At 63.7% G+C, this 21,024-nt stretch carries 20 protein-coding genes; 8 read left to right on the forward strand and 12 right to left on the reverse strand.

Annotation, left to right across the window (positions count from 1 at the left end):
* Positions 1-7: 7 nt before the first annotated feature.
* Positions 8-859 carry a class III extradiol dioxygenase family protein gene (locus tag BLT66_RS01590; protein WP_092754944.1) on the reverse strand — a complete coding sequence of 284 codons (852 nt, stop codon included), beginning with the start codon at positions 857-859 and terminating at the stop codon, positions 8-10.
* Between the two features lie 2 nt (positions 860-861).
* Complete coding sequence (locus tag BLT66_RS01595; RefSeq protein WP_092754947.1) at positions 862-1,203, reverse strand: protocatechuate 4,5-dioxygenase subunit alpha; 342 nt, start codon at positions 1,201-1,203, stop codon at positions 862-864.
* Positions 1,204-1,282: 79 nt separating this feature from the next.
* Here BLT66_RS01595 and BLT66_RS01600 point away from each other — a divergent pair, with 79 nt between their 5' ends.
* Together BLT66_RS01600 and BLT66_RS01605 are read left to right on the forward strand one after the other, a co-directional pair.
* Positions 1,283-2,221, forward strand: coding sequence for a LysR family transcriptional regulator (locus tag BLT66_RS01600; protein ID WP_092754950.1), 939 nt, complete (start codon positions 1,283-1,285; stop codon positions 2,219-2,221).
* A gap of 40 nt (positions 2,222-2,261) precedes the next feature.
* The gene (locus tag BLT66_RS01605; protein WP_092754953.1) at positions 2,262-2,633 is read left to right on the forward strand and encodes a thioredoxin family protein; all 372 of its coding nucleotides are present in this window, start codon (positions 2,262-2,264) and stop codon (positions 2,631-2,633) included.
* Between the two features lie 7 nt (positions 2,634-2,640).
* Here BLT66_RS01605 and BLT66_RS01610 read toward each other — a convergent pair whose 3' ends face one another.
* The 6 genes from BLT66_RS01610 to BLT66_RS01635 form a co-directional block, all read right to left on the reverse strand.
* The gene (locus tag BLT66_RS01610; protein ID WP_176954942.1) at positions 2,641-3,228 is read right to left on the reverse strand and encodes a DUF2242 domain-containing protein; all 588 of its coding nucleotides are present in this window, start codon (positions 3,226-3,228) and stop codon (positions 2,641-2,643) included.
* A 2-nt stretch (positions 3,229-3,230) separates the two neighbouring features.
* Positions 3,231-3,599 (reverse strand): DOPA 4,5-dioxygenase family protein, encoded by a 369-nt coding sequence (locus BLT66_RS01615; protein ID WP_092754956.1) that lies wholly within the window; start codon positions 3,597-3,599, stop codon positions 3,231-3,233.
* On the reverse strand, positions 3,596-3,835 hold the full coding sequence (locus BLT66_RS01620; protein WP_092754959.1) for a hypothetical protein: 240 nt from the start codon (positions 3,833-3,835) through the stop codon (positions 3,596-3,598). Before BLT66_RS01620 ends, BLT66_RS01615 begins: the two co-directional genes overlap by 4 nt.
* A 359-nt stretch (positions 3,836-4,194) precedes the next feature.
* On the reverse strand, positions 4,195-4,425 hold the full coding sequence (locus BLT66_RS01625) for a hypothetical protein (protein WP_092754962.1): 231 nt from the start codon (positions 4,423-4,425) through the stop codon (positions 4,195-4,197).
* A gap of 192 nt (positions 4,426-4,617) precedes the next feature.
* Positions 4,618-6,012, reverse strand: coding sequence for an MATE family efflux transporter (locus BLT66_RS01630; protein WP_092754965.1), 1,395 nt, complete (start codon positions 6,010-6,012; stop codon positions 4,618-4,620).
* 14 nt (positions 6,013-6,026) lie between these two features.
* Complete coding sequence (locus BLT66_RS01635; protein ID WP_092754968.1) at positions 6,027-6,680, reverse strand: DUF2239 family protein; 654 nt, start codon at positions 6,678-6,680, stop codon at positions 6,027-6,029.
* A gap of 132 nt (positions 6,681-6,812) precedes the next feature.
* Between BLT66_RS01635 and BLT66_RS01640 the strand changes: the two genes are divergently transcribed.
* The 4 genes from BLT66_RS01640 (at position 6,813) to pyk (ending at position 11,942) form a co-directional block, all read left to right on the forward strand.
* Positions 6,813-7,706 carry a LysR family transcriptional regulator gene (locus tag BLT66_RS01640; protein ID WP_092754970.1) on the forward strand — a complete coding sequence of 298 codons (894 nt, stop codon included), beginning with the start codon at positions 6,813-6,815 and terminating at the stop codon, positions 7,704-7,706.
* A 170-nt stretch (positions 7,707-7,876) separates the two neighbouring features.
* Positions 7,877-9,199, forward strand: coding sequence for an MFS transporter (locus BLT66_RS01645; protein ID WP_092754972.1), 1,323 nt, complete (start codon positions 7,877-7,879; stop codon positions 9,197-9,199).
* 26 nt (positions 9,200-9,225) lie between these two features.
* Entirely contained in the window at positions 9,226-10,515 is a 1,290-nt protein-coding gene (locus BLT66_RS01650) for a glycerate kinase type-2 family protein (RefSeq protein WP_092754974.1), read from the forward strand.
* Between the two features lie 8 nt (positions 10,516-10,523).
* Positions 10,524-11,942 (forward strand): pyruvate kinase, encoded by a 1,419-nt coding sequence (gene pyk / locus BLT66_RS01655; RefSeq protein ID WP_092754976.1) that lies wholly within the window; start codon positions 10,524-10,526, stop codon positions 11,940-11,942.
* Here pyk and hrpA read toward each other — a convergent pair.
* From hrpA to BLT66_RS01670, 3 genes are all read right to left on the reverse strand, one after another.
* Entirely contained in the window at positions 11,939-15,841 is a 3,903-nt protein-coding gene (gene hrpA / locus BLT66_RS01660) for an ATP-dependent RNA helicase HrpA (RefSeq protein WP_092754978.1), read from the reverse strand. The two genes, pyk and hrpA, sit on opposite strands and share 4 nt — an antisense overlap.
* A 65-nt stretch (positions 15,842-15,906) precedes the next feature.
* Positions 15,907-17,058 carry an outer membrane beta-barrel protein gene (locus BLT66_RS01665; protein WP_092754980.1) on the reverse strand — a complete coding sequence of 384 codons (1,152 nt, stop codon included), beginning with the start codon at positions 17,056-17,058 and terminating at the stop codon, positions 15,907-15,909.
* Positions 17,059-17,094: 36 nt separating this feature from the next.
* The gene (locus BLT66_RS01670; protein ID WP_092754982.1) at positions 17,095-18,954 is read right to left on the reverse strand and encodes an Ig-like domain-containing protein; all 1,860 of its coding nucleotides are present in this window, start codon (positions 18,952-18,954) and stop codon (positions 17,095-17,097) included.
* 463 nt (positions 18,955-19,417) lie between these two features.
* Here BLT66_RS01670 and BLT66_RS01675 point away from each other — a divergent pair, with 463 nt between their 5' ends.
* Both BLT66_RS01675 and BLT66_RS01680 read left to right on the forward strand, forming a co-directional pair.
* Positions 19,418-19,993 (forward strand): hypothetical protein, encoded by a 576-nt coding sequence (locus BLT66_RS01675; protein ID WP_092754984.1) that lies wholly within the window; start codon positions 19,418-19,420, stop codon positions 19,991-19,993.
* 45 nt (positions 19,994-20,038) lie between these two features.
* Positions 20,039-20,503 (forward strand): hypothetical protein, encoded by a 465-nt coding sequence (locus BLT66_RS01680; RefSeq protein ID WP_092754986.1) that lies wholly within the window; start codon positions 20,039-20,041, stop codon positions 20,501-20,503.
* A gap of 50 nt (positions 20,504-20,553) precedes the next feature.
* On the opposite strand, the gene BLT66_RS01685 is transcribed toward BLT66_RS01680, so the two are convergent.
* Positions 20,554-20,955, reverse strand: a complete 402-nt coding sequence (locus BLT66_RS01685) for a nuclear transport factor 2 family protein (protein ID WP_092754988.1) — start codon at positions 20,953-20,955, stop codon at positions 20,554-20,556.
* Between the last annotated feature and the right edge of the window lie 69 nt (positions 20,956-21,024).

Below are 21,024 nucleotides of genomic sequence, written 5' to 3' on the forward strand. Positions count from 1 at the left end.
CCAGGGTTCAGGCAGCAGGCTCCATCAGCATCAGGCCGGCCGCGGTATTGGAGATCGGGATGTGGTAGTTCGAATGCAGCAGCCGGGCTGGGCCGGGCATGGCAGCCCGGGCGGTCAGCCACATCAGCAGCTCGATACCCTGGGTGCCCACCTTCTCCACCAGCCCATGGATGCTGAAGCGGGTGGCCCAGGCCGGGTCGCTGACCAGGCTGTGCATGAACTGCAGGTCAAATTCTTTGTTGATGAAGCCGGCCCGCTGGCCATCCAGCTGGTGGCTCAGGCCGCCGGTGCCGATGACGACCACCCGGGCATCGCTGTCCCAGGACGCTACCGCCCGGCCAATCGCTTCGCCCAGCTTGTAGCAGCGCGCCGCCGTGGGCAGTGGAAACTGCACCGTGTTCAGGCATACCGGCACCGTGGTGACCGGCCAGCTGCCTTGGGCGCCGGCATCCGGCCACAGCAGCGCCATCGGCAAGCAGAAAGCATGGTCCACCAGCATTTCCTGGCAGGTCGTAATGTCGAACTCGTCGTTAACCAGGCTGTTGATCAGATGCCAGGACAGGTCCTGGTTGCCCTGGAACGGCACCATGTCGGCCAGACCCCAGCCCTCATCGGCATTGCGGTACGAAGCAGCAGCCCCCACCGAAAAGGTCGGCATCTTGTCGAGGAAAAAATTCAGCCCGTGGTCGTTGTAGATAACCACTGCGACGTCGGGTTTGACCTCATTCAACCATTGGCGCACCGGCGGAAAACCATCGAAAAACGGCTTCCAGTATGGATCATTCTGCAGATCCTTGGCAATCGCGCGGCCAATGGCGGGCACATGGGAGGTGGTGATAGCGCCTACGATATGTGCCATGTTTACGCTCCTGCGGCCAGCAGGCGGGCCTTGAATGCGTCTTTGCTCATACCGGTCTGCTGGGCACCGATGTCCTGCATATCCAGCCCGAAGATTCCTGCAAACTTGGCCAGGTAGTAGGCATTGCCACCCGCCGCGATCAGTTCCAGCACATTGCGCCGGCGAATCGCCTCGGCCTGCTCGGCGTTCAGCCCAAACTGGCGCATGTACGCCTCTTCGTCGCACAGGAATGCGGCGCGCGCTTCGGCGCTATTGAATGAAAAGCACATCTTGTTCAAGGCGTAGCCTTTGCGGGCCTGGATGCCGTCGAACAAGGTGGTGCCGGGGATATCGGCGTGGACCATGGTGATCTCCTGTGAAGTGGGTAAACCCAGTATTCCCAGAACCACCACCCGAATAAACCAGATAATCCAGATCGAACCCATGAGCAAATTCGATTACTCCCACCTGGATGGCCAATTGTTGCAGCTGCTGTTGGCAGTGCTGGAGGAAGGCTCGATCACCCGGGCCGCCCAACGCCTGGGAGTCACGCAGTCGGCTGTCAGCCATTTACTGGACAAGCTGCGCAGCATCACCGGCGACCCGCTGTTTGTGAAATCGGGCCGCGGCATCGTCCCTACCGCGCGTGCCGAAGCCCTGGCCCAGCCCGCGCGCCTGCTGCTGGAGGACATGCAACGCCTGGCCACGCCAGACCAATTTGACCCGGCGTCCCTGCAGGTCTGCTTCACCATCGCCGCCAACGACATGCAGCGTGACCTGCTGCTGCCACCATTGCTGCGGCGGCTGCGCCTGCAAGCGCCTCGGGTACGGCTGCACACCATTCCCTCGGGCGTGCCCAGCGCCGAAATGCTGCGTGACGGCAGCTGCCAACTGGTGCTGTCTCCACGCCCGCCGGATGCCAGCGACATCGTGCAAAAACGCTTGTTTGAAACTCCGTACCGTGTGTTCTATGACGCCAGCATGCGTGCAGCACCCGATACGCTGGCCGGCTACCTGGCCAGCGAGCACGTCAGCGTGCTCTACCAACCACGGCGCATGCTTGACATCGACCAATGGCTGCAAGCACAAGGCGTACAGCGCCGCATGGCCGCCACCGTGCCCGGCTTCGCTGGCATTGCCGCGTTCCTGCAGGGCAGCCCCTGGCTGGCCAGCGTGCCGGGTTTGCTAGGCCAGGGCATGCTGCGGGGGTTTGCCAGCTGCGCGCTACCTCTGCCCTGCCCCAACCTGCCGATGTACATGCTCTGGCATTTGCGGCACCAGCACGACCCGGTACAACGATGGCTGCGCGCGTCGCTCGAAGCCACTGCAGCCGACGTATTGCCCCCGACCGCGCATGCATTCCAACCCACGACACAGACATGAATTTCACACATAAAATAGCCCGCTAGCGCAATCAGAACATATGCCACAAGCTATTAAATCTATAGTAAACAGCCCCAGTTTATGGGTTGCCTGCCTGTGTGCCGATTGGTGCGGCAGCTGCCGCGACTACCAGGAGCGGTTTGAGCAGGTGGGGCGCAGCTTTCCGGGCGCCGAATTTGTGTGGATCGATATCGAAGACCAGGCCGATCTGGTGGACCCGATCGAGGTAGACAATTTCCCGACGCTGTTAGTGCTGGTAGACCAGCAGGTACGCTTCTTTGGCAGCATCACGCCGCAGACCGAGACGCTGCAGCGCCTGGTGCAGGCCCAGCTGGAATCGACAGCACCCAGTACACCCGCAAACCCCGCGCTCACCGCGCTGGCGCAGCGGCTACTGGCCCAGCAGGCCTGAATCCGGTTCAGTGCGCTGGTTTGGGCTTGTCTGGCTGGACGGCATCGGTATCGACGTCTTCCAGGTCTTGCACCAGGTAGTGCTGAACCAGGGCAAAAAACCGGTCGTAGAACGACTCGGACACCACGGTTTCGCTCCCTACCTTGACCATGGCATCGCTGCTGGAGCTGAGCGGCAAAGATACCGAGCCCAGCGCCCCCACGCCCAGGCTGGCCGAGGTATTCGACTTTTTCAGCGCATAGCGGTCTTGCAGCGCCGTCACAAAGCCCAGGCTGACGCGTCCGTCCTTGCTCTCAGGGGCACAGACCACGCGGATGCCGACCTGCACATGGGTTTCGCTCTCCGGTTGGAAGCTTTTCTGCCCTTGAATCAGCTCCTTGTCCGCGGTAGAAATCACGTAGCCCTGGCTCATCAAGGCACGCCGGGCCGCCTCGCAGGTTTGCGCAGCAGACGCATCAAACATGCGCGAAAACTTGCCGGCGGAGCTGAAGTCTTCCTGCTGCGGAATGGCTTTCATGGGCAGCGAACAAGCCGCCAACGCACCTGCCACACACACGACCGTCAGGGCCTGTACACCACGCAATAAAGTTTGCATCGTCAATCTTCGGGAAGCTCGTAGATGGTGTCGACACCCGACAGCACCGACAAGTTCAGCGGACGCACTGCACCCATCCACATCGCGTAGTCGCGGTGGTCGATCAAGTCGTTACCGGTGATCGGGTGGATGAACACCACCAGGCCGCGGCGGTGCATGGCCAGCCATGGCACCAGGTCGGTGAACACAGCCGGCCCGAAAGCCAGCTGGCAACTCCAGTCCGGGTGCGGGCCTACCGGCTGTTGATGCACCCGCCCCATGGCCAGTTTGAATTGGCTGGCGGCATCCACGCACAACGCGCGCGCCTGCTCCAGCGTAGTGGCATCGAAGTAGACGTGGGCATGGAAACCCCGGATACGTGGCTCGCTCATGGAGCGCGGTGCAAGCGCGGGCTGGCCAGCGCCACCACCTGCTCGTTAAGGGCGGTATCCACATTGGGATGGCGCGCGGGCGCGTTGGGCAGCTGCAACATCACACGCAGCTGGGCCACATCTTTGGCGCTGGGCGCAGCCTTGATCTGGGCAATGGCCGCCGTGGCATTGCCGCTACGGATCAATGCCAGCATTTTGGTTACCCATTCACTGGGGCCGGATTTGTGTTTGACCATGGGCTCGATTCTGCTTGAATTTGGAACTGCACAAATGACAACGCCGCGTAGGGTGCCTGTTGAAGGCAACCTACGCGGCGCAGTGCTCGCAAAAGAGAGGGCTTAGCCGCCTCTTAACCGCCTTTATGGGGACGCTTGCCAGGGTTCTTCTTGCTGCGAGTTGCAACGCCACGTTCCAGGCTGCGCTTTTGGCCGCGGCTCACGGGGTTGGTGTAACCAGGCAGGGGCGTAGGACGGGGAGTCGCGCGACGCTCTGCTTCGGTACGGGGTTCTTGTGCCATTTAATTACTCCATTGAAAATTGGTCAACCCGCAATTAGGCCACAACCGCAGGGCCAGTTTGCAGGAAGACGGTGAAATTTAGCTTGCTGCTTCGTCCATCGCTTGGCACGATGGGGCGCAAACCGCCTGGGATTTGCCCAATACCTTGCGCGTGCCCATCAGCGAACGGGTACGATGCTTGCCGCACAGGAAGCACGACATGGTGGCGCCGCCAAATGATGCAGCAGCCGCAAAGGGCGAGCCAGAAGCCTTGGATTTGTAACGCAATCCGTCAGCAAGCATGGCAGTTTTGGAATCAGCTTTCGCCATCGATAGAACCTTTGTTGGGATGCCTTTAAGGCATATAGAATGCGGCGCGAAGCCGGATCGAAGCCCGTATTATCCTCTTGATCGAAATGCCCTCTGTGCGCTAGCGCGCACACCAAGGCGGTATACAGGGTTATTCATCCTCAATTTTCAGGAGATTCGTGAAGTTTTTGGCTTCCGCGGCCGCCCATCTGCCTATAAGCGCTGCACGGGCTTCTTGCGCCACACCAGACGGTAGTAGGTCGTCTGCATCGCCAGCATGGCCAGAAATGCAATTGGATAGGCCGCCCAGATGCCGTTCAAACCGTAGTAATGGCTCAGCACCCAGGCCACCGGGATCTCCACTCCGGCAATCGCCAGCATGGTCAATACCGTGGGCACCAGCACGGCGCCGCTGGCGCGCATCAGACCTGACAAAACCATAGACATGCCCATGATCACGCTGCTCCACAGCATGATGTGCAGCAGGGTTTGCGCCAGATCGACCACCGCCGCATCGGTAATGAACAAGCCCAGAATGCTGCGCGAGAACACATAGCCCAGCAGCACCAGCGAGCCGGTCAGCAGCAGATTCATCCAGATGCCGGTGCGGGCAATCAACCCCAAGGTATGGCCGCGCCCCGCGCCAATTGCCTGCGCGCCCAGAATCGACGCGGTAATCGCAATCGAAATCGCCGGGAACTGCACGTACGAAACAATCTGGTTCACCGCGCCGTACGCCGCCGTAGCCTGCGAACCATAGCGATTCACCAGGAACAGCACCGCGATTTCAGCTATCGAGATGGTGATCATCGACAGCGCTGTCGGCAGGCCGATGCGCAGCACCTTGGCCAGGATCGCCCGGTCGATGCGCAGATACGGCATAAAGGCCGCGTTCGGCGCCATCACATGGTTTTTGCGCCGCAACGACCAGGCCGTCCAGACCATGGACACCACAAAGCCGACGCCCGCCGCATACGCACCGCTGGCCACGCCCATTTGCGGCAAACCGGCCCAGCCGCGGATCAACGCCGGGGTCACCACCAAACCCACCGCGGTAGAAATCAGCAGCGTTTTCAACGGCGTGGTGGTGTCACCCACGCCGCGCAGCATGGATGTCACCAGCAAAAAGATGAACACCGCGGGCGCTGCCAACAGCATCACCTGCGCATAGGCCGTCGCCCCGGGCAAGATGTCGTCCGGCGTGCCCAAAGCGCGTAGCATGCTCTGCGTAAATGCGCCACCAAATACCGCCACCACCAGGCCGGCGCACAGGCCCACCATCAAGGTGGTGCCGGCAATCGCCTTGACGCGGTCCAGCTCCTTCGCTCCCCAGGCCTGGCCGATCAACACCGCAGCACCGGCACCTAGGCCGATCATGAAGGAGATCAGAAAAAACAACACAGGGAAGAAGGCCGAGACCGATGCCATCGCCCCCACGCCCAGCATCTGGCCCAGGTAGATGTTGTTGATGGTGCCCGACAAGGCCTGCAGGAAGTTGCTGGCGATCATCGGCACCAGGAACGCCAGATACACCTTCCACAACACCTTGGGCTGTGGCGCGCCCGCAGCGGCGGCTGAAGATGGGGAAGTCACGGTACTTGTGTCCATACGGTTCTCACGGTTCATGCCTGGAAGGCGTCTGCCAGGATTTTTTTCAGATGGGTTTGCACATCTATCGGCCAGCCGGCGATACGCGCCTCAAAGCCGGCCCGGTCGCCGGCAAACAGCGCGCGGCTGGCCTCTTCAAAGGCCGGCTCATGCCCAGCCATGGTGGCCATGAACTTGTAGCCGGCGGCACTGCAGCGTCGTACGCGGTCCTTCTGCACCGAGTCCCGGCGTGCGACTTCGACCAGCTTGCGCAGCGCCACAGAGGCGCCACCCGGTTGACCGGCCAGCCACTCCCAATGGCGGGGCAGCAAGGTGACCTCTCGCGCCACCACCCCCAGCTTGGGCCGGCCGGGGCCGCGCGGCACCTCGGCGTCCGTTGACGCGGTATCGGCCCAGTCATCGCTGGCGCTGGTATCCGGCACCGCCACCGCATCCAACGCAGCAGCCAACTGTACGAGCCTGTTGCTGAACACTTCCGGTGTGCCACGCCAGTCCAGCTCTATGGTTTCGCTGCTCGCATCGCTGAACACCAGCACCGGCAAGGGCGCTGTGCTGCTGGCCGCCAGATCAACCGCCGCCTTGGCGCGCGGCGCAACATCGTTCAGCGCGCCACTGGCGATGCATTGACCGCCTTCAAATGCCGTACACGGCGTATCTAACCAAGCCATATTTTTATCCGGGTGAAATTCAGAATGAACAAATTCTACCCGGATATAACACCAAACGTATTTCACCCGGGTAAATAAACATCATCCATACAGACTCTCAACCCATGGCGCCGAACCAGGGACAATGCCGCAATGGAATTCAACCAACTGAGGGCATTTCTGGCCGTGGCGCGCAGCGGCCAGCTGGTGCGGGCGTCCGAGCAGCTGCACCTGACCCAATCTGCCCTCTCCAAGCAAATCAAGGGCTTGGAAGATGAGCTGGGGGTCTTGCTGTTCGCCCGCACGCCCAGCGGCATGGTGCTCACCGGAGAAGGCCGGCGCCTGCTACCGCTGGCCACCAAGACCCTCGATGCCATGCAGGACATCAGTGCACAGGCGGCATTGATGCGCGGCACCGTCTCGGGCGCACTGAGGCTGGGCACCATCATCGATCCAGAGTCGATCCGCTTGGGCCCCCTGCTCACCGCCTTGCTGCAGTTCTACCCCCATGTGGACGTGACACTGCTGCACGGCATCTCTGGCAGCGCACTGCAGATGCTGCGCGACGGCCAAGTCGACGCCTGCTTCTACCTGGGGACGCTGAAGGACACGGACATCGCAGTGCGGCAGCTGTCGCTAGAGCACTATGTGGTGGTGGGGCCGGCGGCTTGGGAAGAACGGCTGCGCCATGCCGGCTGGAACGAGCTGGCCGCCATGCCCTGGCTCGCCACAGCCGTCGGCAGCTCGCAATACGGCCTGGTGGCCCAGATGTTTGCCGAGCGCGGCCTGACCTACCGCACCGTGGTGCAGGCCGACCAGGAAGCCACCATGCTGGAACTGGTGCAAACCGGGGTCGCACTCGGCCTGATGCGCGAACAGATCGCCGCTCCCGTAGTGCAAAGCGGCCAGGCCGTCACCTGGCAGGGCGTGCGCCTGCCCTGCCCCTTGTCCCTGCTCTACCGGCGCTCCAGCGAAGACTCCGCCACCCTCCAGGCGCTGCTGGCCATGCTGGATGTGGTGTGGCAAACCGAGCCGGACATAGGCTAAGCGGCCGTTCCGGCCGCCTAGGGGTTTTCACCTGGCCCACCGCGGCCACAGCGTGCAAGTCCTTGTCACACAAGGCTATTCCAGCGAGTTGAGGCCTGCTTGACGAGATGTCACTCGGCATCCAGCGCGTCCCTCTCTAGACTGCGTGCACCATCTATTGGAGACAAAAAATGCCCAGTCCATCCCCCTCCAGCGCCGCGCTGGAAAAAGCCGCGTACAGCAAAGTCACCTGGCGACTCATTCCCTTTCTGTTTCTTTGCTACGTCGTCGCCTACCTCGACCGGGTCAACGTCGGCTTCGCCAAGCTGCAGATGCTGGCCGACCTGAAGTTCAGCGAAACCGTCTACGGCCTGGGCGCCGGCATCTTCTTCATCGGCTACTTTTTGTTCGAAGTGCCGAGCAACATGATCCTGCACCGCACCGGCGCACGGGTCTGGATCGCCCGCATCATGGTGACCTGGGGCGTCATCTCCTCGGCCATGATGTTCGTGTCAACGCCAACGACTTTCTACGTGCTGCGCTTTTTCCTCGGTGTTGCCGAAGCCGGCTTCTTTCCCGGCATCATCCTGTACCTGACCTACTGGTTCCCGTCGGCCCGGCGCGCCCGTGTCGTCGCGCTGTTCATGACGGCGATTGCTTTGTCTGGCGTCATCGGCGGGCCACTGTCGGGCTGGATCATGCAGGCCTTCGCCGGTGTGCACGGCTGGGCTGGCTGGCAATGGCTGTTCCTGCTCGAAGGCATTCCTTCGATCCTCGTCGGCATCTGTGTGTTCTTCTACCTCGACGACTCGATCGCCAAGGCCACCTGGCTGACCGATGCCGAAAAGCAGCTGCTGATCGCCAACATCAGCCGCGACGAAGGCTCGCGCGCCGACCACAGCCTGAAGCAAGTCTTCAGCAATGGCCGGGTCTGGCTGATGGCCAGCATCTATTTCTGCTTCATCATGGGGCTCTACGGCATCAGCTTCTGGCTGCCACAGCTGATCAAGACCGCGGGCGTCAAAGACGTGCTGAATGTCGGCCTGCTGACCATGATCCCCTACGGACTGGCCGCCGTCGCCATGGTGCTGGCCAGCCGCAGCTCCGACCGCAGCGGTGAGCGCCGCTTCCACACCGCCGGGGCCGGCTTCGTGGGCGGCGTGGGCCTGGTGCTGAGTGGCCTGTTTGGTGGCGATGTCACCTGGGCCATGGCCGCGCTGAGCCTGGCCACCATGGGCATTCTCACGGGCTTGCCGCTGTTCTGGACCTTGCCGACCAGCATGCTGCGCGGTACCGCCGCCGCAGCCGGCATCGCCCTGATCAACTCGGTCGGCAACCTGGCCGGCTTCGTCAGCCCCTTCATGGTCGGCAGCATCAAAGACGCCACCGGCAGCACCACCGCAGGCCTGTATGTGCTGGCGGCCAGCCTGTTCCTGGGCGGCATCCTGGTACTGCTGGCAACACGTGGGCAGGGCCGGGTATCGCCCCTGGCTGCCAGCGCATCACGCACCTAGCCGGCACCCGCTTGATCGGAAGCCATATGACCACAGAACCATTGCCCGACCGCCGCCCCCTGCTGCGCAGCCTGTTCGATGCGGCTGTCGCCGCGGCGCAGCCCGCGCTGTGCCTGTCGCGCCATCTGCCGGCGCCACCCAAAGGGCGGACCATCGTCATCGGCGCGGGCAAGGCCTCTGCAGCCATGGCCCGGTCGCTGGAGCAGCATTGGGATGGCCCACTCGAAGGCCTGGTGGTTACCCGCTACGGCTATGCCGTGCCCTGCGAGCGCATCGAGATCGCCGAGGCCGCCCATCCCGTGCCCGATGAGGCCGGCCTGCGTACCACCGAGCGCATCCGCCAACTGGTCAGCGGCCTAAGTGCCGACGACCTGGTGATTGCGCTGATCTCCGGCGGCGGTTCCTCGCTGCTGGTCGCGCCCGCAGAAGGCCTGACCCTGGGCGACAAACAGGCGGTCAACACCGCCCTGCTCGAATCCGGCGCCAGCATCTCGGAGATGAATTGCGTGCGCCGCCATCTGTCCCAGGTCAAGGGCGGGCGGTTGGCCGCTGCCTGCCACCCGGCGCGCCTGGTTACTCTGTTGATCTCCGACGTGCCGGGCGACGCACCTATCGACATCGCCTCTGGCCCCACCGTGGCCGACCCGACGACCTGCGCCGACGCGCTGGCCATCATCAAGCGCTACCGCATCCCGGTGCCCGCCGCTGTGCACGCGCTGCTGGAAAGCGGCAAGGGTGAAAGCATCCAACCCGGCGATCCGCGGCTGGCAACCAGCAGCACGTATACCATCACCGCACCACAGATCGCGCTCGAAGCCGCGGCCGCGGTCGCCCGCGCCGCCGGCTACACGCCCTACATCCTGGGCGACAGCCTGGAAGGCGAAGCCCGTGACCTGGGCAAGGCGCTGGCCGGCATCACCCGCCAGGTCGTGCTGCACGGCCAGCCATTCCAGCCGCCCTGCGTGCTGCTGTCAGGTGGCGAAACCACGGTAACCCTCAAGGGCCAGGGACGAGGCGGCCGCAATGTCGAGTTCCTGCTCTCGTTGGCCGTCGCGCTCGATGGCCTGCCCGGCGTGCACGCCATCGCCGGCGACACCGACGGCGTGGACGGCGCCGAAGAAATCGCCGGTGCCACCCTGGCGCCCGACACCCTGGCCCGCGCCTGGGCCCAGGGCATACGCCCGCGCCACAGCCTGGACAACAACGACGGCCACGGCTTCTTCCAGGCGCTGGGCGACTCGGTCATCACCGGCCCCACCCTGACCAACGTCAACGACTTCCGCGCCATCCTGATTGACGCTCCCATCCCCCACTAAGGTTACCGATGCCACATTCCCACAACGCCAAGATCGTCGCCACCCTCGGCCCGGCCAGCGCCGACCGCGCCACCATCACCGCCCTGGTACGCGCCGGTGCCAACGTGTTCCGGCTGAACTTCAGCCATGGCACGCACGCCGACCACCGCCAGCGCTTCGAGCTGATACGCGCGATTGAAGCCGAGCTGGGCCGCCCCATTGGCATCCTGCTCGACCTGCAAGGCCCCAAGCTGCGTATCGGCACCTTCGCCCACGGGCCGGTCCAATTGCTCGACGGCGCCGCCTTCCGTCTGGACCTGGATGCAGCCCGGCCCGGCGACGCGACCCGCGCGTCCATGCCACACCCGCAGATCTTCGCCGCCCTGAAGCCAGGCGCCGAGCTGCTGCTGGACGACGGCAAGCTCAAGCTGGAGGTGCAAAGCTGCGGCGCCGACCATGCAGAAACCCGGGTCATCAACGGCGGCCAGCTGTCCGACCGCAAAGGCGTGAACGTGCCCGGCGTGGTCCTTCCGCTGTCGGCCCTCACCGAAAAAGACAAGGCCGACCTGGACTTCGGCCTCAGCCTCGGCGTCGACTGGGTGGCGCTGTCCTTCGTGCAGCGCGCGGCCGACATCACCGAGGTCAAGCAGATCGTGCAAGGCCGGGCTGGCATCGTCGCCAAGCTGGAAAAACCGGCCGCCATCGAAAGCCTGGAAGCCATACTCGCCGAAACCGATGCGGTGATGGTGGCGCGCGGCGACCTGGGCGTGGAGATGCCGGCCGAGCAGGTGCCTGCGATCCAGAAGCGCATCGTCCGCGCCTGCCGCCGGCTCGGCAAGCCGGTGATTGTGGCCACGCAGATGCTCGAATCCATGATTGCCGCACCCGTGCCGACGCGGGCCGAGGCATCGGACGTGGCCACCGCCATCTACGACGGCGCCGATGCGGTGATGCTGTCGGCCGAATCGGCCTCGGGCCGGTTCCCGGTCGAGTCGGTGGCCATGATGGCGCGCATCATCGCCCAGACCGAGGCCGACCCGCACTACCGCGACGCGCTAGACGCCTCGCACACCCCGCCCAGCGCAAACACCGCCGATGCGATTGGCCACGCGGCCCACGCGGTGGCCGGGCTGCTGGACGTGGCTACCATGGTGGCCTACACCAGTTCGGGCGCATCGGCCCTGCGCATGGCGCGCGAACGGCCGCGGGCCAGCATCCTTGGCCTGACGCCCAACCCCGCCACGGCCCGGCGCCTGGCGCTGGTCTGGGGCGTGCGCCCGGTGCTGTGCCAGGACGTGACCAATGTCAGCGAAATGACCGAAGTAGCCCTCCAAACCGCGGTGGCCCAGCAGTTCGCCGCATCCGGCCAGACCATCGTCATCGCGGCCGGCATGCCGTTCGGCGCGTCGGGCAGCACCAACCTGCTGCGCATCGCGCAGGTCGGCTAGCCCAGCTGGGCCCAGGCTTTGTCCAGCCGCTTGGCGCTCACCGGCTGCGGGGTCTTCAGCTCTTGCGCGAAGAAGCTGACCCGCAGCTCCTCCAGCAGCCAGCGGAATTCCTGCATGCGCGCGTCGGCCACACCTTTGCGCTCTGCCACCAGTCGCCAGTAGCGCTGCTCCTGCGGGCGCAGCTCGGCCAGCTTGGTGGCGTCTCGGGCCGGGTCGGCGCGGTATTTGTCCAGCCGCGCGGTGATGGCCTTCAGGTAGCGCGCGTAATGCTGCAGCGGGCCCCAGGGCGTGTTCGCCAAGAAGCGCTTGGGCATCAGCCGCGCCAGCTGCTGGGCGGCGTCGGCGGTGGCTTCGGGTGCGTTCTTGGTGTCCTTGATCTTGCGGGCGGCCGTGGCGTATTCAGTCAGTATGGTGAGTGATAGGCGCGCCACCTCGTTGGCGATCAGGGTCAGGCGGCCCCGACCCTCTTCGATGCGGCGCTTGAAGGCGAACTCGTCGGTGGGCAGCGGATCGAGCAGGAATGCGCGGTCCAGCGCCACATCGATGATCTGCGCACGCAGTTCTTCAATCGTGCCGCCGCCCGAGCCGTCGGCGTTCTTGCCGACCTGCATGAAGGTGACGGCCATTTTCTGCAGGTCCGGGATGTTCTTTTCCAGGTACTTCAACGCGTCCTTGATCTGCAGCGAGAACAGGCGGCGCAGGCCGGCACGGTGCTTGGCGGCGGCGACTTCGGGCTCGTCAAACACTTCGATGGTCACCGCGTCACCGGCGTCGATCAGGCCGGGGTAGCCAATCAGCGTCTGGCCGCCCTTCTGGATTTCCAGCAGCTCGGGCAGCTCGCCAAAGGTCCAGCTGGTGTAGCGCTGATTCGCCGGAGTAGCCGGCTTTGCTGCAGTTTTGATAGCTGCTAGCGCAGGTGCTACCTGCGCCAGAGGCTGATTTTCTTTAGAAATTGGTTTGGCGGCAGCGTTGCTGGCCATCTTCAAACCCGCCAGCGCCTGGAAGGCCCCGCGCGCCTGCGCGCCCAGCTCGGACTTCAGCGCGCCGAGGTTCCGGCCCGTGCCCAGTTGGCGGCCATGCTCATCGACCACGCGGAAGTTCATGAACATGTGCGGACTCAGCATATCCGCCTTGATGTCGGCACGCACGATGTCCAGCGAGGTAGCGGCGCGCACCAGTTTCAGCACCGCATCGACCAGCGTGCCGTGGCCAAACAGCTCGGGCGCGTTCAGCGTCTCGGCCATCTTCGCCGCGGTGTCGGGCAGCGGCACCAGGCGAGAGCGCGGGCGCTGGTGCAGGGTCTTGATCAACGCCTGGATCTTGTCTTTCAACATGCCCGGCACCAGCCATTCGCAGCGCTCGTCGTTCACCTGGTTCAGCACGAACAGCGGCACGGTGACGGTCAGGCCATCCTTGGCGTCGCCGGGTTCGTGCAGATAGGTCGCCAGGCAGTCCACTCCGCCCAGGCGGATGGTCTTGGGAAACGACTGCGTGGTAATGCCGGCGGCCTCGTGGCGCATCAGCTCCTCGCGGGTCAACATCAGCAGCTTCGGGTTCTGCTGCAGCGCCTCGCGGTACCAGCGCTCGAAACTGGCGCCGCCGTACACATCGGCCGGCAGCTGCTGGTCGTAGAAGGCGTAGATCAGCTCGTCGTCGACCAGCACGTCTTGCCGGCGTGCCTTGTGCTCCAGGTCTTCGACCTGCTTGATCAGCTTGAGGTTGGCTTCGAGGAACGGGAACTTGCAGTCCCACTGGCCCTGCACCAGGGCTTCGCGGATGAAGATCTCGCGCGCGCCCACCGGGTCCACGCGGCCAAAGTTGGCGCGGCGGCCGCTGTAGATCACGATGCCGTACAGCGTGGCCCGCTCCAGCGCGGTGACCTCCGACGCCTTCTTTTCCCAGTGCGGGTCCAGCAGCTGTTTCTTGAGCAAATGGCCTGCGACCTGCTCCACCCATTGCGGCTCGATGGCGGCAATGCCGCGGCCGAACAGGCGCGTGGTTTCCACCAGCTCTGCCACCACGATCCAGCGGCCCGGCTTCTTGCGCAGATGCGCACCCGGATGCCGGTGGAACTTGATGCCGCGCGCGCCCAGGTACTCAGTCTGCGCAACCTCGTCGCCCTCGGTCTTCCAGCCGATATTGCCCAGCAGGCCGGACAGCATCGACAGGTGGATTTGCTCGTAGCTGGCCGGCGCGGCATTCAAGCGCCATTTGTGCTCGGCCACCACGGTGTGCAGCTGGCTGTAGATGTCGCGCCACTCCCGCACGCGGCGGATATTGACGAAGTTCTGCCGCAGCAGTTGCTCGTACTGGCGGTTGCTGAGCTTGTGCGCGCTCCCCTCTCCACCATTTCCGCCCCGGGCGTCATTGATCCATTTCCACAGGTTCAGGTAGCCGCTGAACTCGCTGCGGTCGTCGTCGAACTTGGCGTGCGCCTGGTCGGCCTGGGCCTGCAGGTCCATGGGGCGATCGCGCACGTCCTGCACGCTCAGGGCCGATGCAATCACAAGTACCTCGTCGAGCGCGCTGCGGTCGCGGGCTTCCAGAATCATGCGACCGACCCGTGGGTCCAGTGGCAGCTTGGCGAGTTCCTTGCCGGTGCCAGTCAACTCGTTTGCATCGTCCACTGCACCCAGTTCGGCCAGCAGCTGGTAACCGTCGGCAATCGCCCGGCCCTGGGGCTTTTCCAGGAACGGAAAGTCCTCCACGATGCCCAGATGCAGCGACTTCATGCGCAAGATCACGCCGGCTAGCGAGCTGCGCAGGATTTCCGGGTCGGTGAAGCGCGGCCGGCCGTTGAAATCCTGTTCGTCGTACAGGCGGATGCAGATGCCGTTGGCGACCCGGCCGCAGCGGCCAGCCCGCTGGTTGGCAGAACTTTGGCTGATCGGCTCGACCAGCAGCTGCTCCACCTTGCTACGGAAAGAATAGCGCTTCACGCGCGCCGTACCTGCGTCAATCACGTACCTGATGCCAGGCACGGTGAGCGAGGTCTCGGCCACGTTGGTCGCCAACACGATGCGCCGGCCGCCGGCGTGGTTGTCAAAAATCCGGTCCTGCTCGGCCGGGCTGAGCCGGGCAAACAGCGGCAGCACCTCGGCGCTGCGGAACACCGGCTGGTGCGACACATGCTTGCGCAAATGGTCGGCCGCCTCGCGGATTTCGCGCTCGCCGGGCAGGAAGATCAGGATGTCGCCGGCGTTGTGCGGATCGCGCCAAAGCTCGTCCACGCCGTCGGCGATGGCCTCGTTCAAGCCGTAGTCACGGCTTTCCTCGAACGGCCGATAGCGCTGTTCCACCGGGAACATGCGGCCCGACACCATGATCACCGGCGCCGGCCCCTTGGCCGATTCAAAGTGTTTGGCAAACCGATCCGCGTCGATGGTGGCGGAGGTGACGATGATCTTCAGGTCCGGCCGGCGCGGCAGGATCTGGCGCAGGTAGCCGAGCAAGAAGTCGATGTTCAGGCTGCGCTCGTGCGCCTCGTCGATGATGATGGTGTCGTAGGCGTTCAGTAGCGGGTCGGTCTGCGTCTCGGCCAGCAAGATACCGTCGGTCATCAGCTTCACCGAGGCGTCGCGGCCCAGGCGGTCCTGGAAGCGCACCTTGAAGCCGACCACATCGCCCAGTGGCGTCTTCAGCTCTTCGGCAATCCGTTTGGCCACCGAGCTGGCGGCAATCCGCCGCGGCTGGGTGTGGCCGATCAGCTTGCCGCGCTGGCCTTCGGGGTAGTTCAGTTTGCCGCGGCCCATGGCCAGGGCGATCTTGGGGAGCTGGGTGGTTTTGCCGGAGCCGGTTTCGCCGCAGATGATGACCACCTGGTGGGCGGCAATGGCGGCTTCTATCTCTTCGCGCCGTTCTGAGACGGGTAGCGAAGCGGGGAATTCAATTTTCAACATATCCGGCGATTATCCGGGTGCGCGGCAATAGGCTTGCCGCGCACCCTTGCGCCGATACCGCCTTTTTAGCGCGTGCCGACGACTTCCAGCTCGACCCGGCGGTCGGGTTGCAGGCAGGCGATCAAGGCTTTGCTCACTTTGCTGCCCTTGCAATCCCCGGGCTTGGTCACGGGGTCGGCCCCATCCACGCCTTTGGACAGCATCTTGGCGGCGGGAATGCCCGCAGACTGCACCAGATAGGCGGACACCGCCTCGGCGCGGCGGGTAGACAGCTTCATGTTGTAGGCATGCGAGCCGATGCGGTCGCTGTGCCCGGTAACCATGATGGTGTCGAACTGCAGGTTCTTCACGTCGGCCGCGAATGCGTCCAGCGCCTGCCGCCCCGCAGGCGTGACCGTGGCTTTGTCGAAGGCGAACAGGGAATCCGCAGCAATCGTCACCTTCATGGGTGGCGGTGGAGGTGGCGCAGGTGTGGGGAGCGACATGGGCGCGGGTGTGGCCACCACCTGCGGCTGGGGCGCCGGCGCCACAGGTTCGGGCATGGCCGCCCTCGCCACCGGTGCCGACACGGGGCCGCCAAAGCGGTACACCAGGCCGACCGACACCATGTCGACATCGCCCTTGTTGCCCACGGCATCGTTGACGCGGTAGCGCTCAACCTCGGCGCGCATCGCCAAAGAATCGCTGAACGCATATTGCACGCCCAGGCCCAGCTTGAGGTTGGTGTCGCGCTTGCGGGGGTTGGGGTCGTTCACCGCCACGGCTCCGGTGCCCGAGAAGCGGTCAGACGCCCGGGCGTAGTTGGCACCTACGCGGGCCAGCGCAGAGAACTTGTCGGTGAGAGGCAGCGTGCCGACCAGGTCTAGGTTCAAACCGCGCAGCTTGATGTCACCCTGCAAGCGGCCGGCAGGCACCGTGGTCGCGTTAAAGCCAAACTTGCCCAGATCGAAATACCCGCCTTCCAGCGCGAAATTACGGTTGAACTGGTAGCCGCCAAAAATCTTGTAGCCGGTGCTGCGGCCATCCTCGTCGATCGCAACCGCGCTAAAGCCGTTGCCCAGCAGGCTGTTGCTGATCCTCTCGTTGTCGATATTGGCCCGGGTTGGGCCCACGCTGGCGCCGCCGTACCAGCCGGTACTGTCGGCCAAGGCCATCGGGCTGGCCACTGCGGTGAGCGCAGCGCAGGCCAGCGCACCCGAGGTTTTTTTAAAGTTCATGTCGTTCTCCAGAAGGGTGTGGGAAGGCTGGCGCAATCAAGGAGCAGGCACGTTGATGAACGTGTCCACCAGCGTCACCGACGCACCCAGCGACAAGATGCGGCCGTTCAGCGTCACCGGCACGGTATTGCCCACGGTGGAGAACGCGGCTCCGGTCTGCGTGATGATGGTGCCCGACATGCTGCCGCCACCCGCCGCGTTGATGGTGGCAAACGAGCCCACCTGCCAATAGATGTTCTTGGCCTGCGCACCGCCCGCCAACACGATGCGCTGGGGAAAGGCCGCACCAGGGCCGCCCACCGTCAGCGTCGTGGCCATTTGGAACACCCACACCGCATTCGCGTTGCCTTGGGCGTCCAGTGTGAGGTCACCGCCTTCCACCATGAATGAGCCGCTGGGCGCGGTGTAGACGCCGGGTGCCAGCGTCAGGTTCGCCAGGTTGGCACCGGGGTTGGCACCAGGCGGCATCGCCACCAAGGCCAGGTAGGCGGTTTGGGCATCCAGCCGGGCCTGGGTGGCCACGGCGCAGGCCGCTGCATTTGGGCCGGCGGCGGTGGGACCGGTGACCGAGTTGGTACAGGTGAAGATGGTGCCGTTCACCGCGCCGATGTTGGCCAGCGTCTCGGTGTAGATGTCGCCATTCTTGTCATGGAAGCCTTGGATCGACGAGGTGCCGGTGGCAATGGTGCCGATGTCGCCATTTATCTGCGTCGTGATCCCGGTATTGGTCATGCCCGCGGTGCCGCCAAACGTACCAAAGGGTGCGGCCGAACCCAGGTTGATGCTGGGCTGCAGCACCGTCACTGCGGTGGTGGTAAAGCGCCACACCTTGTCAACGGCCAGTGGGTTGCCCGCAATATCCTGCACTCCGCCGGTACCACCTTTGAGGGTGGCGGTGTACGTCGTGTTGTTGGCCAATGGGCTGGAAGGGGTGAAGGTTGCTACCTGGCTCTGGGCGTTAAAGCTTACCTGGCCGGACACGCCCGCCACCGTGAAGTTCGCGGCGTTGATGCTGCTCGCATCCATGGCCTCGCTGAAGGTAGCGCTGGGTGCACTGCTGGTCGCCACCTGGGTGGCGTTGTCTGCGGGGTACATCAGGCTGACGGTGGGAGCGCTGGTGTCTGCCGTGGCGCCAGTGGTCCAGCTCCACACATACGGGCTGGCCAGGGCATTGCCCGCCAAGTCCATGGCACCCGTGCTCAAGGTGGCGGTGTAGGTGGTGTTAGGCGTCAGTGCCGCAGCAGGCGTAAAGACAACGTTGGAGCCCGAGGACGATACTGTGCCCGCCACCACCGTCGCACCTTGCTTGAAGCCAAAGGTGGCGGCGTTGATGCTGGACGGGTCTATCGCCTCGCTGAACGTTGCCCCTACGCGGGTGTTGGTTGGCACGCCGGTGGCGCCATTGGCGTGGATGGTGCCGGTAACCGTGGGCGCCGTCAGGTCGCTGGTCACGCCAGTGGTAAAGATCCACACGTAGTTGCTGGTCAGTGCAAAACCTAGGCTGTCCTTGGCTGCCGTGCTGACCGTGGCGGTACACAGCACGCTGGGCGGCAAGGTGGATGTGGACGGCAGTGAGAGCGTGGCCAGCCGGGAGGCTGCGTCATAGCCCACCACGCCACTGACCGGCGTGCCCGTCGGGCAGGCCAGCGTGAAGGCGCTGGCCGTCAGCGTGCTGCCGTCCATTGCCTTGCTGAAGCCCACGATGATCTTCTTGGTGTTGAGCGGTACCAGGCTGGCCCCTGGCAGTGGGCTGGCGCTCGTCACTGCCGGCGCCATGCCTACATTGCTGCCGGTGCCCAGAACCGGGTCGCGCCCTCCGCCACATGCGGACAAGGTACCCACCGCCAACGCTACAGCCCACGGAAGAACCCGCGGGTAGCTTTTGAATATATGCATTTGATTTACTTTGTAATGTGCTGACGCTGAGGGCGAGCAAGGTAAGCAAACCAGCTTTGGGGTACCCGGGCCGACGTCCTGCATCCACGCTGTCCAGCGCCGATGCAAGATGGCCCGAGTGTTTCGATTGCCGACGGTGCCGTATGTGCGTTGGCACACAGTGGGGCAAATGAATGCGCAGAAAGCGCAGGCCGGCTGCCCAGTCCTCTTTTTCAACAGCTGCAATGAGCCAGAAGCAGCAGCGAACGGGTGCATGCCCAGGGCCTGCAAGCTACATTATTCATAGCTACTTGCGCAGGTGGAATATGCGCTGCGGGCCTGAAATGCTTAAATTTCGCTAGCCCTGCCCTTCAGCGTGCGCCACAGATGTCGCCCCCGTCTCGCAGGAACAACACCGGCAAACCGGCCCGGCCGGCCACGCCCCACGGCGGCGGCGATACTTGTCTGAACAACCGTCTACCCCATGGCCTTGATCGACCAGCTCCTGCCCCGCTACCAGTTCTGTGAGAAGCACCAGCTGTTGACCAGCGCCGAGCCCGCTGCCCTATTGGACGCCGCACTCCGGCCCGAGATCAGCGAAGACCCGTGGACACGCCGCTTCATCCAGCTACGCGAGTTGCCCGACCGTGCGTGGGGCGCTCTAGGTGGACACAGCGGGCTGCAGCGGCAGCCTGCGTTTGGCATCCACAACTTCACGCCGCTGGGCCGCGACGGAGATCAAGAAGTCGCCATCGGCCTGGTGGGCAAGTTCTGGCAGGCCGACTTCGGCCAGGCCCGGATTGCGAACGCGGACGCATTCATCCAGTTTTCCGAACCCGGTGTGGCCAAGCTGGTGCTGAACTTCAGCACCGAAGCCGCGGCAGATGGACGCACCTGGCTGCGCACCGAGACTCGGGTGTTTTGCAACGACCGGCCTTCCTTGCGGCGGTTTACGCCGTACTGGTGGTTGATTCGACCGGTGAGTGGGTTGATACGCAAGAGGCTACTGGGGCGGGTACGGGATGCGGCGCAGCGCAACCAGAAAGGCCGGCCGCTATAGTCCTAAGAAATACCTTAGCCTCCATCCAAGCTCCAACCACCACGCATGTTGAAACTCCCGTTCCTTGTCATCATCTCGCTGCTCTTTTCGTTTGGAGCAATCCATGCCCAAACACCAAAGACACCCAAACTTTCAACCCGGGACGAATACCGTGCTTGCCAAAAAGAAGACGACGAATTAAAGAACAAGCGTAGTTTTCTGACTAATGAGTCAGAAACGCATAGCGCCAACCTCAAACGCATCCAAGATGAAATGCAAGCCCATGTGGCCACTCAACCATTGGTTAATGCATCTGACGAAGCGGCAGTTGTCGCCTTCAACGAGAAGATCCAGGCGCTGAACACACAAGTCAGCACGTCAAACAAAGAGGCCGAGAGGCTGAACCAGGAACAACACAGGTTCAATGCATGGACTGCTGCCCTAAACCAACGATGCGCGGGTATGGTGGTGAGCTACGCCGACCATGAGGCGATTCGAAAAGAGCGAGCGGAAACTGGCAAGAAGAAGTGAGATGAAACCACCCATTGACTGACCTGCCCCGGAAAACGGGGTCAAGTCAGTCAATGCAGCTTATGCCCCGCCTCCACCGGCGTTTCGGTATGCATTACACACTGCCACGCTTTGCCCTTCTGCACCCAGGTCGAAGTGTCGTGCATCACTTGCTCGGTCGTCTTGCTCTTGCCCTTGGTAGCCATGGCCTGCTTGACGCGGTAGGTGAGGATGGCGGTGGCGTCGTTGGGGAACATGACTTCCATGTCGCTGAGCTCGAAGGATGTGATGACCATCGTGCCTTGCTCGGCCATCTTGCGGTAGCTGGCGTGGTCGAACTGCATCGCGCCTTGGGCGCTGACCATCAGCGCGGGCTCGCTGAGCATTTCCAGCGCTGTGTCCGTGTCCTGGTCGACCATGGACTGCCAAAACTTGTTTTCCAGGTCGATGAGGGTTTTTTGGGGTGTCGCCATGGCGGACTCCTTGTGGGTTGAAAGTGTCCATCCTGCTCCGGTGCAGACCAGCCACTATCAGACAGCACA

The organism is Rhodoferax sp. OV413 (assembly GCF_900104385.1).
Classification (GTDB): Bacteria; Pseudomonadota; Gammaproteobacteria; order Burkholderiales; family Burkholderiaceae_C; genus Rhodoferax_B.

Bases quoted from the DNA above. Each gene is read 5' to 3' on its own strand.
- BLT66_RS01675 (WP_092754984.1), top strand. From the start codon at position 19,418: ATGGCCTTGATCGACCAGCTCCTGCCCCGCTACCAGTTCTGTGAGAAG.
- BLT66_RS01680 (WP_092754986.1), top strand. From the start codon at position 20,039: ATGTTGAAACTCCCGTTCCTTGTCATCATCTCGCTGCTCTTTTCGTTT.
- BLT66_RS01600 (WP_092754950.1), top strand. From the start codon at position 1,283: ATGAGCAAATTCGATTACTCCCACCTGGATGGCCAATTGTTGCAGCTG.
- BLT66_RS01650 (WP_092754974.1), top strand. From the start codon at position 9,226: ATGACCACAGAACCATTGCCCGACCGCCGCCCCCTGCTGCGCAGCCTG.
- BLT66_RS01645 (WP_092754972.1), top strand. From the start codon at position 7,877: ATGCCCAGTCCATCCCCCTCCAGCGCCGCGCTGGAAAAAGCCGCGTAC.
- BLT66_RS01685 (WP_092754988.1), bottom strand. From the start codon at position 20,955: ATGGCGACACCCCAAAAAACCCTCATCGACCTGGAAAACAAGTTTTGG.
- pyk (WP_092754976.1), top strand. From the start codon at position 10,524: ATGCCACATTCCCACAACGCCAAGATCGTCGCCACCCTCGGCCCGGCC.
- BLT66_RS01590 (WP_092754944.1), bottom strand. From the start codon at position 859: ATGGCACATATCGTAGGCGCTATCACCACCTCCCATGTGCCCGCCATT.
- BLT66_RS01605 (WP_092754953.1), top strand. From the start codon at position 2,262: ATGCCACAAGCTATTAAATCTATAGTAAACAGCCCCAGTTTATGGGTT.
- BLT66_RS01620 (WP_092754959.1), bottom strand. From the start codon at position 3,835: ATGGTCAAACACAAATCCGGCCCCAGTGAATGGGTAACCAAAATGCTG.
- BLT66_RS01665 (WP_092754980.1), bottom strand. From the start codon at position 17,058: ATGAACTTTAAAAAAACCTCGGGTGCGCTGGCCTGCGCTGCGCTCACC.
- BLT66_RS01615 (WP_092754956.1), bottom strand. From the start codon at position 3,599: ATGAGCGAGCCACGTATCCGGGGTTTCCATGCCCACGTCTACTTCGAT.
- BLT66_RS01610 (WP_176954942.1), bottom strand. From the start codon at position 3,228: ATGCAAACTTTATTGCGTGGTGTACAGGCCCTGACGGTCGTGTGTGTG.
- BLT66_RS01635 (WP_092754968.1), bottom strand. From the start codon at position 6,680: ATGGCTTGGTTAGATACGCCGTGTACGGCATTTGAAGGCGGTCAATGC.
- BLT66_RS01670 (WP_092754982.1), bottom strand. From the start codon at position 18,954: ATGCATATATTCAAAAGCTACCCGCGGGTTCTTCCGTGGGCTGTAGCG.
- BLT66_RS01625 (WP_092754962.1), bottom strand. From the start codon at position 4,425: ATGGCGAAAGCTGATTCCAAAACTGCCATGCTTGCTGACGGATTGCGT.
- hrpA (WP_092754978.1), bottom strand. From the start codon at position 15,841: ATGTTGAAAATTGAATTCCCCGCTTCGCTACCCGTCTCAGAACGGCGC.
- BLT66_RS01595 (WP_092754947.1), bottom strand. From the start codon at position 1,203: ATGGTCCACGCCGATATCCCCGGCACCACCTTGTTCGACGGCATCCAG.
- BLT66_RS01630 (WP_092754965.1), bottom strand. From the start codon at position 6,012: ATGGACACAAGTACCGTGACTTCCCCATCTTCAGCCGCCGCTGCGGGC.
- BLT66_RS01640 (WP_092754970.1), top strand. From the start codon at position 6,813: ATGGAATTCAACCAACTGAGGGCATTTCTGGCCGTGGCGCGCAGCGGC.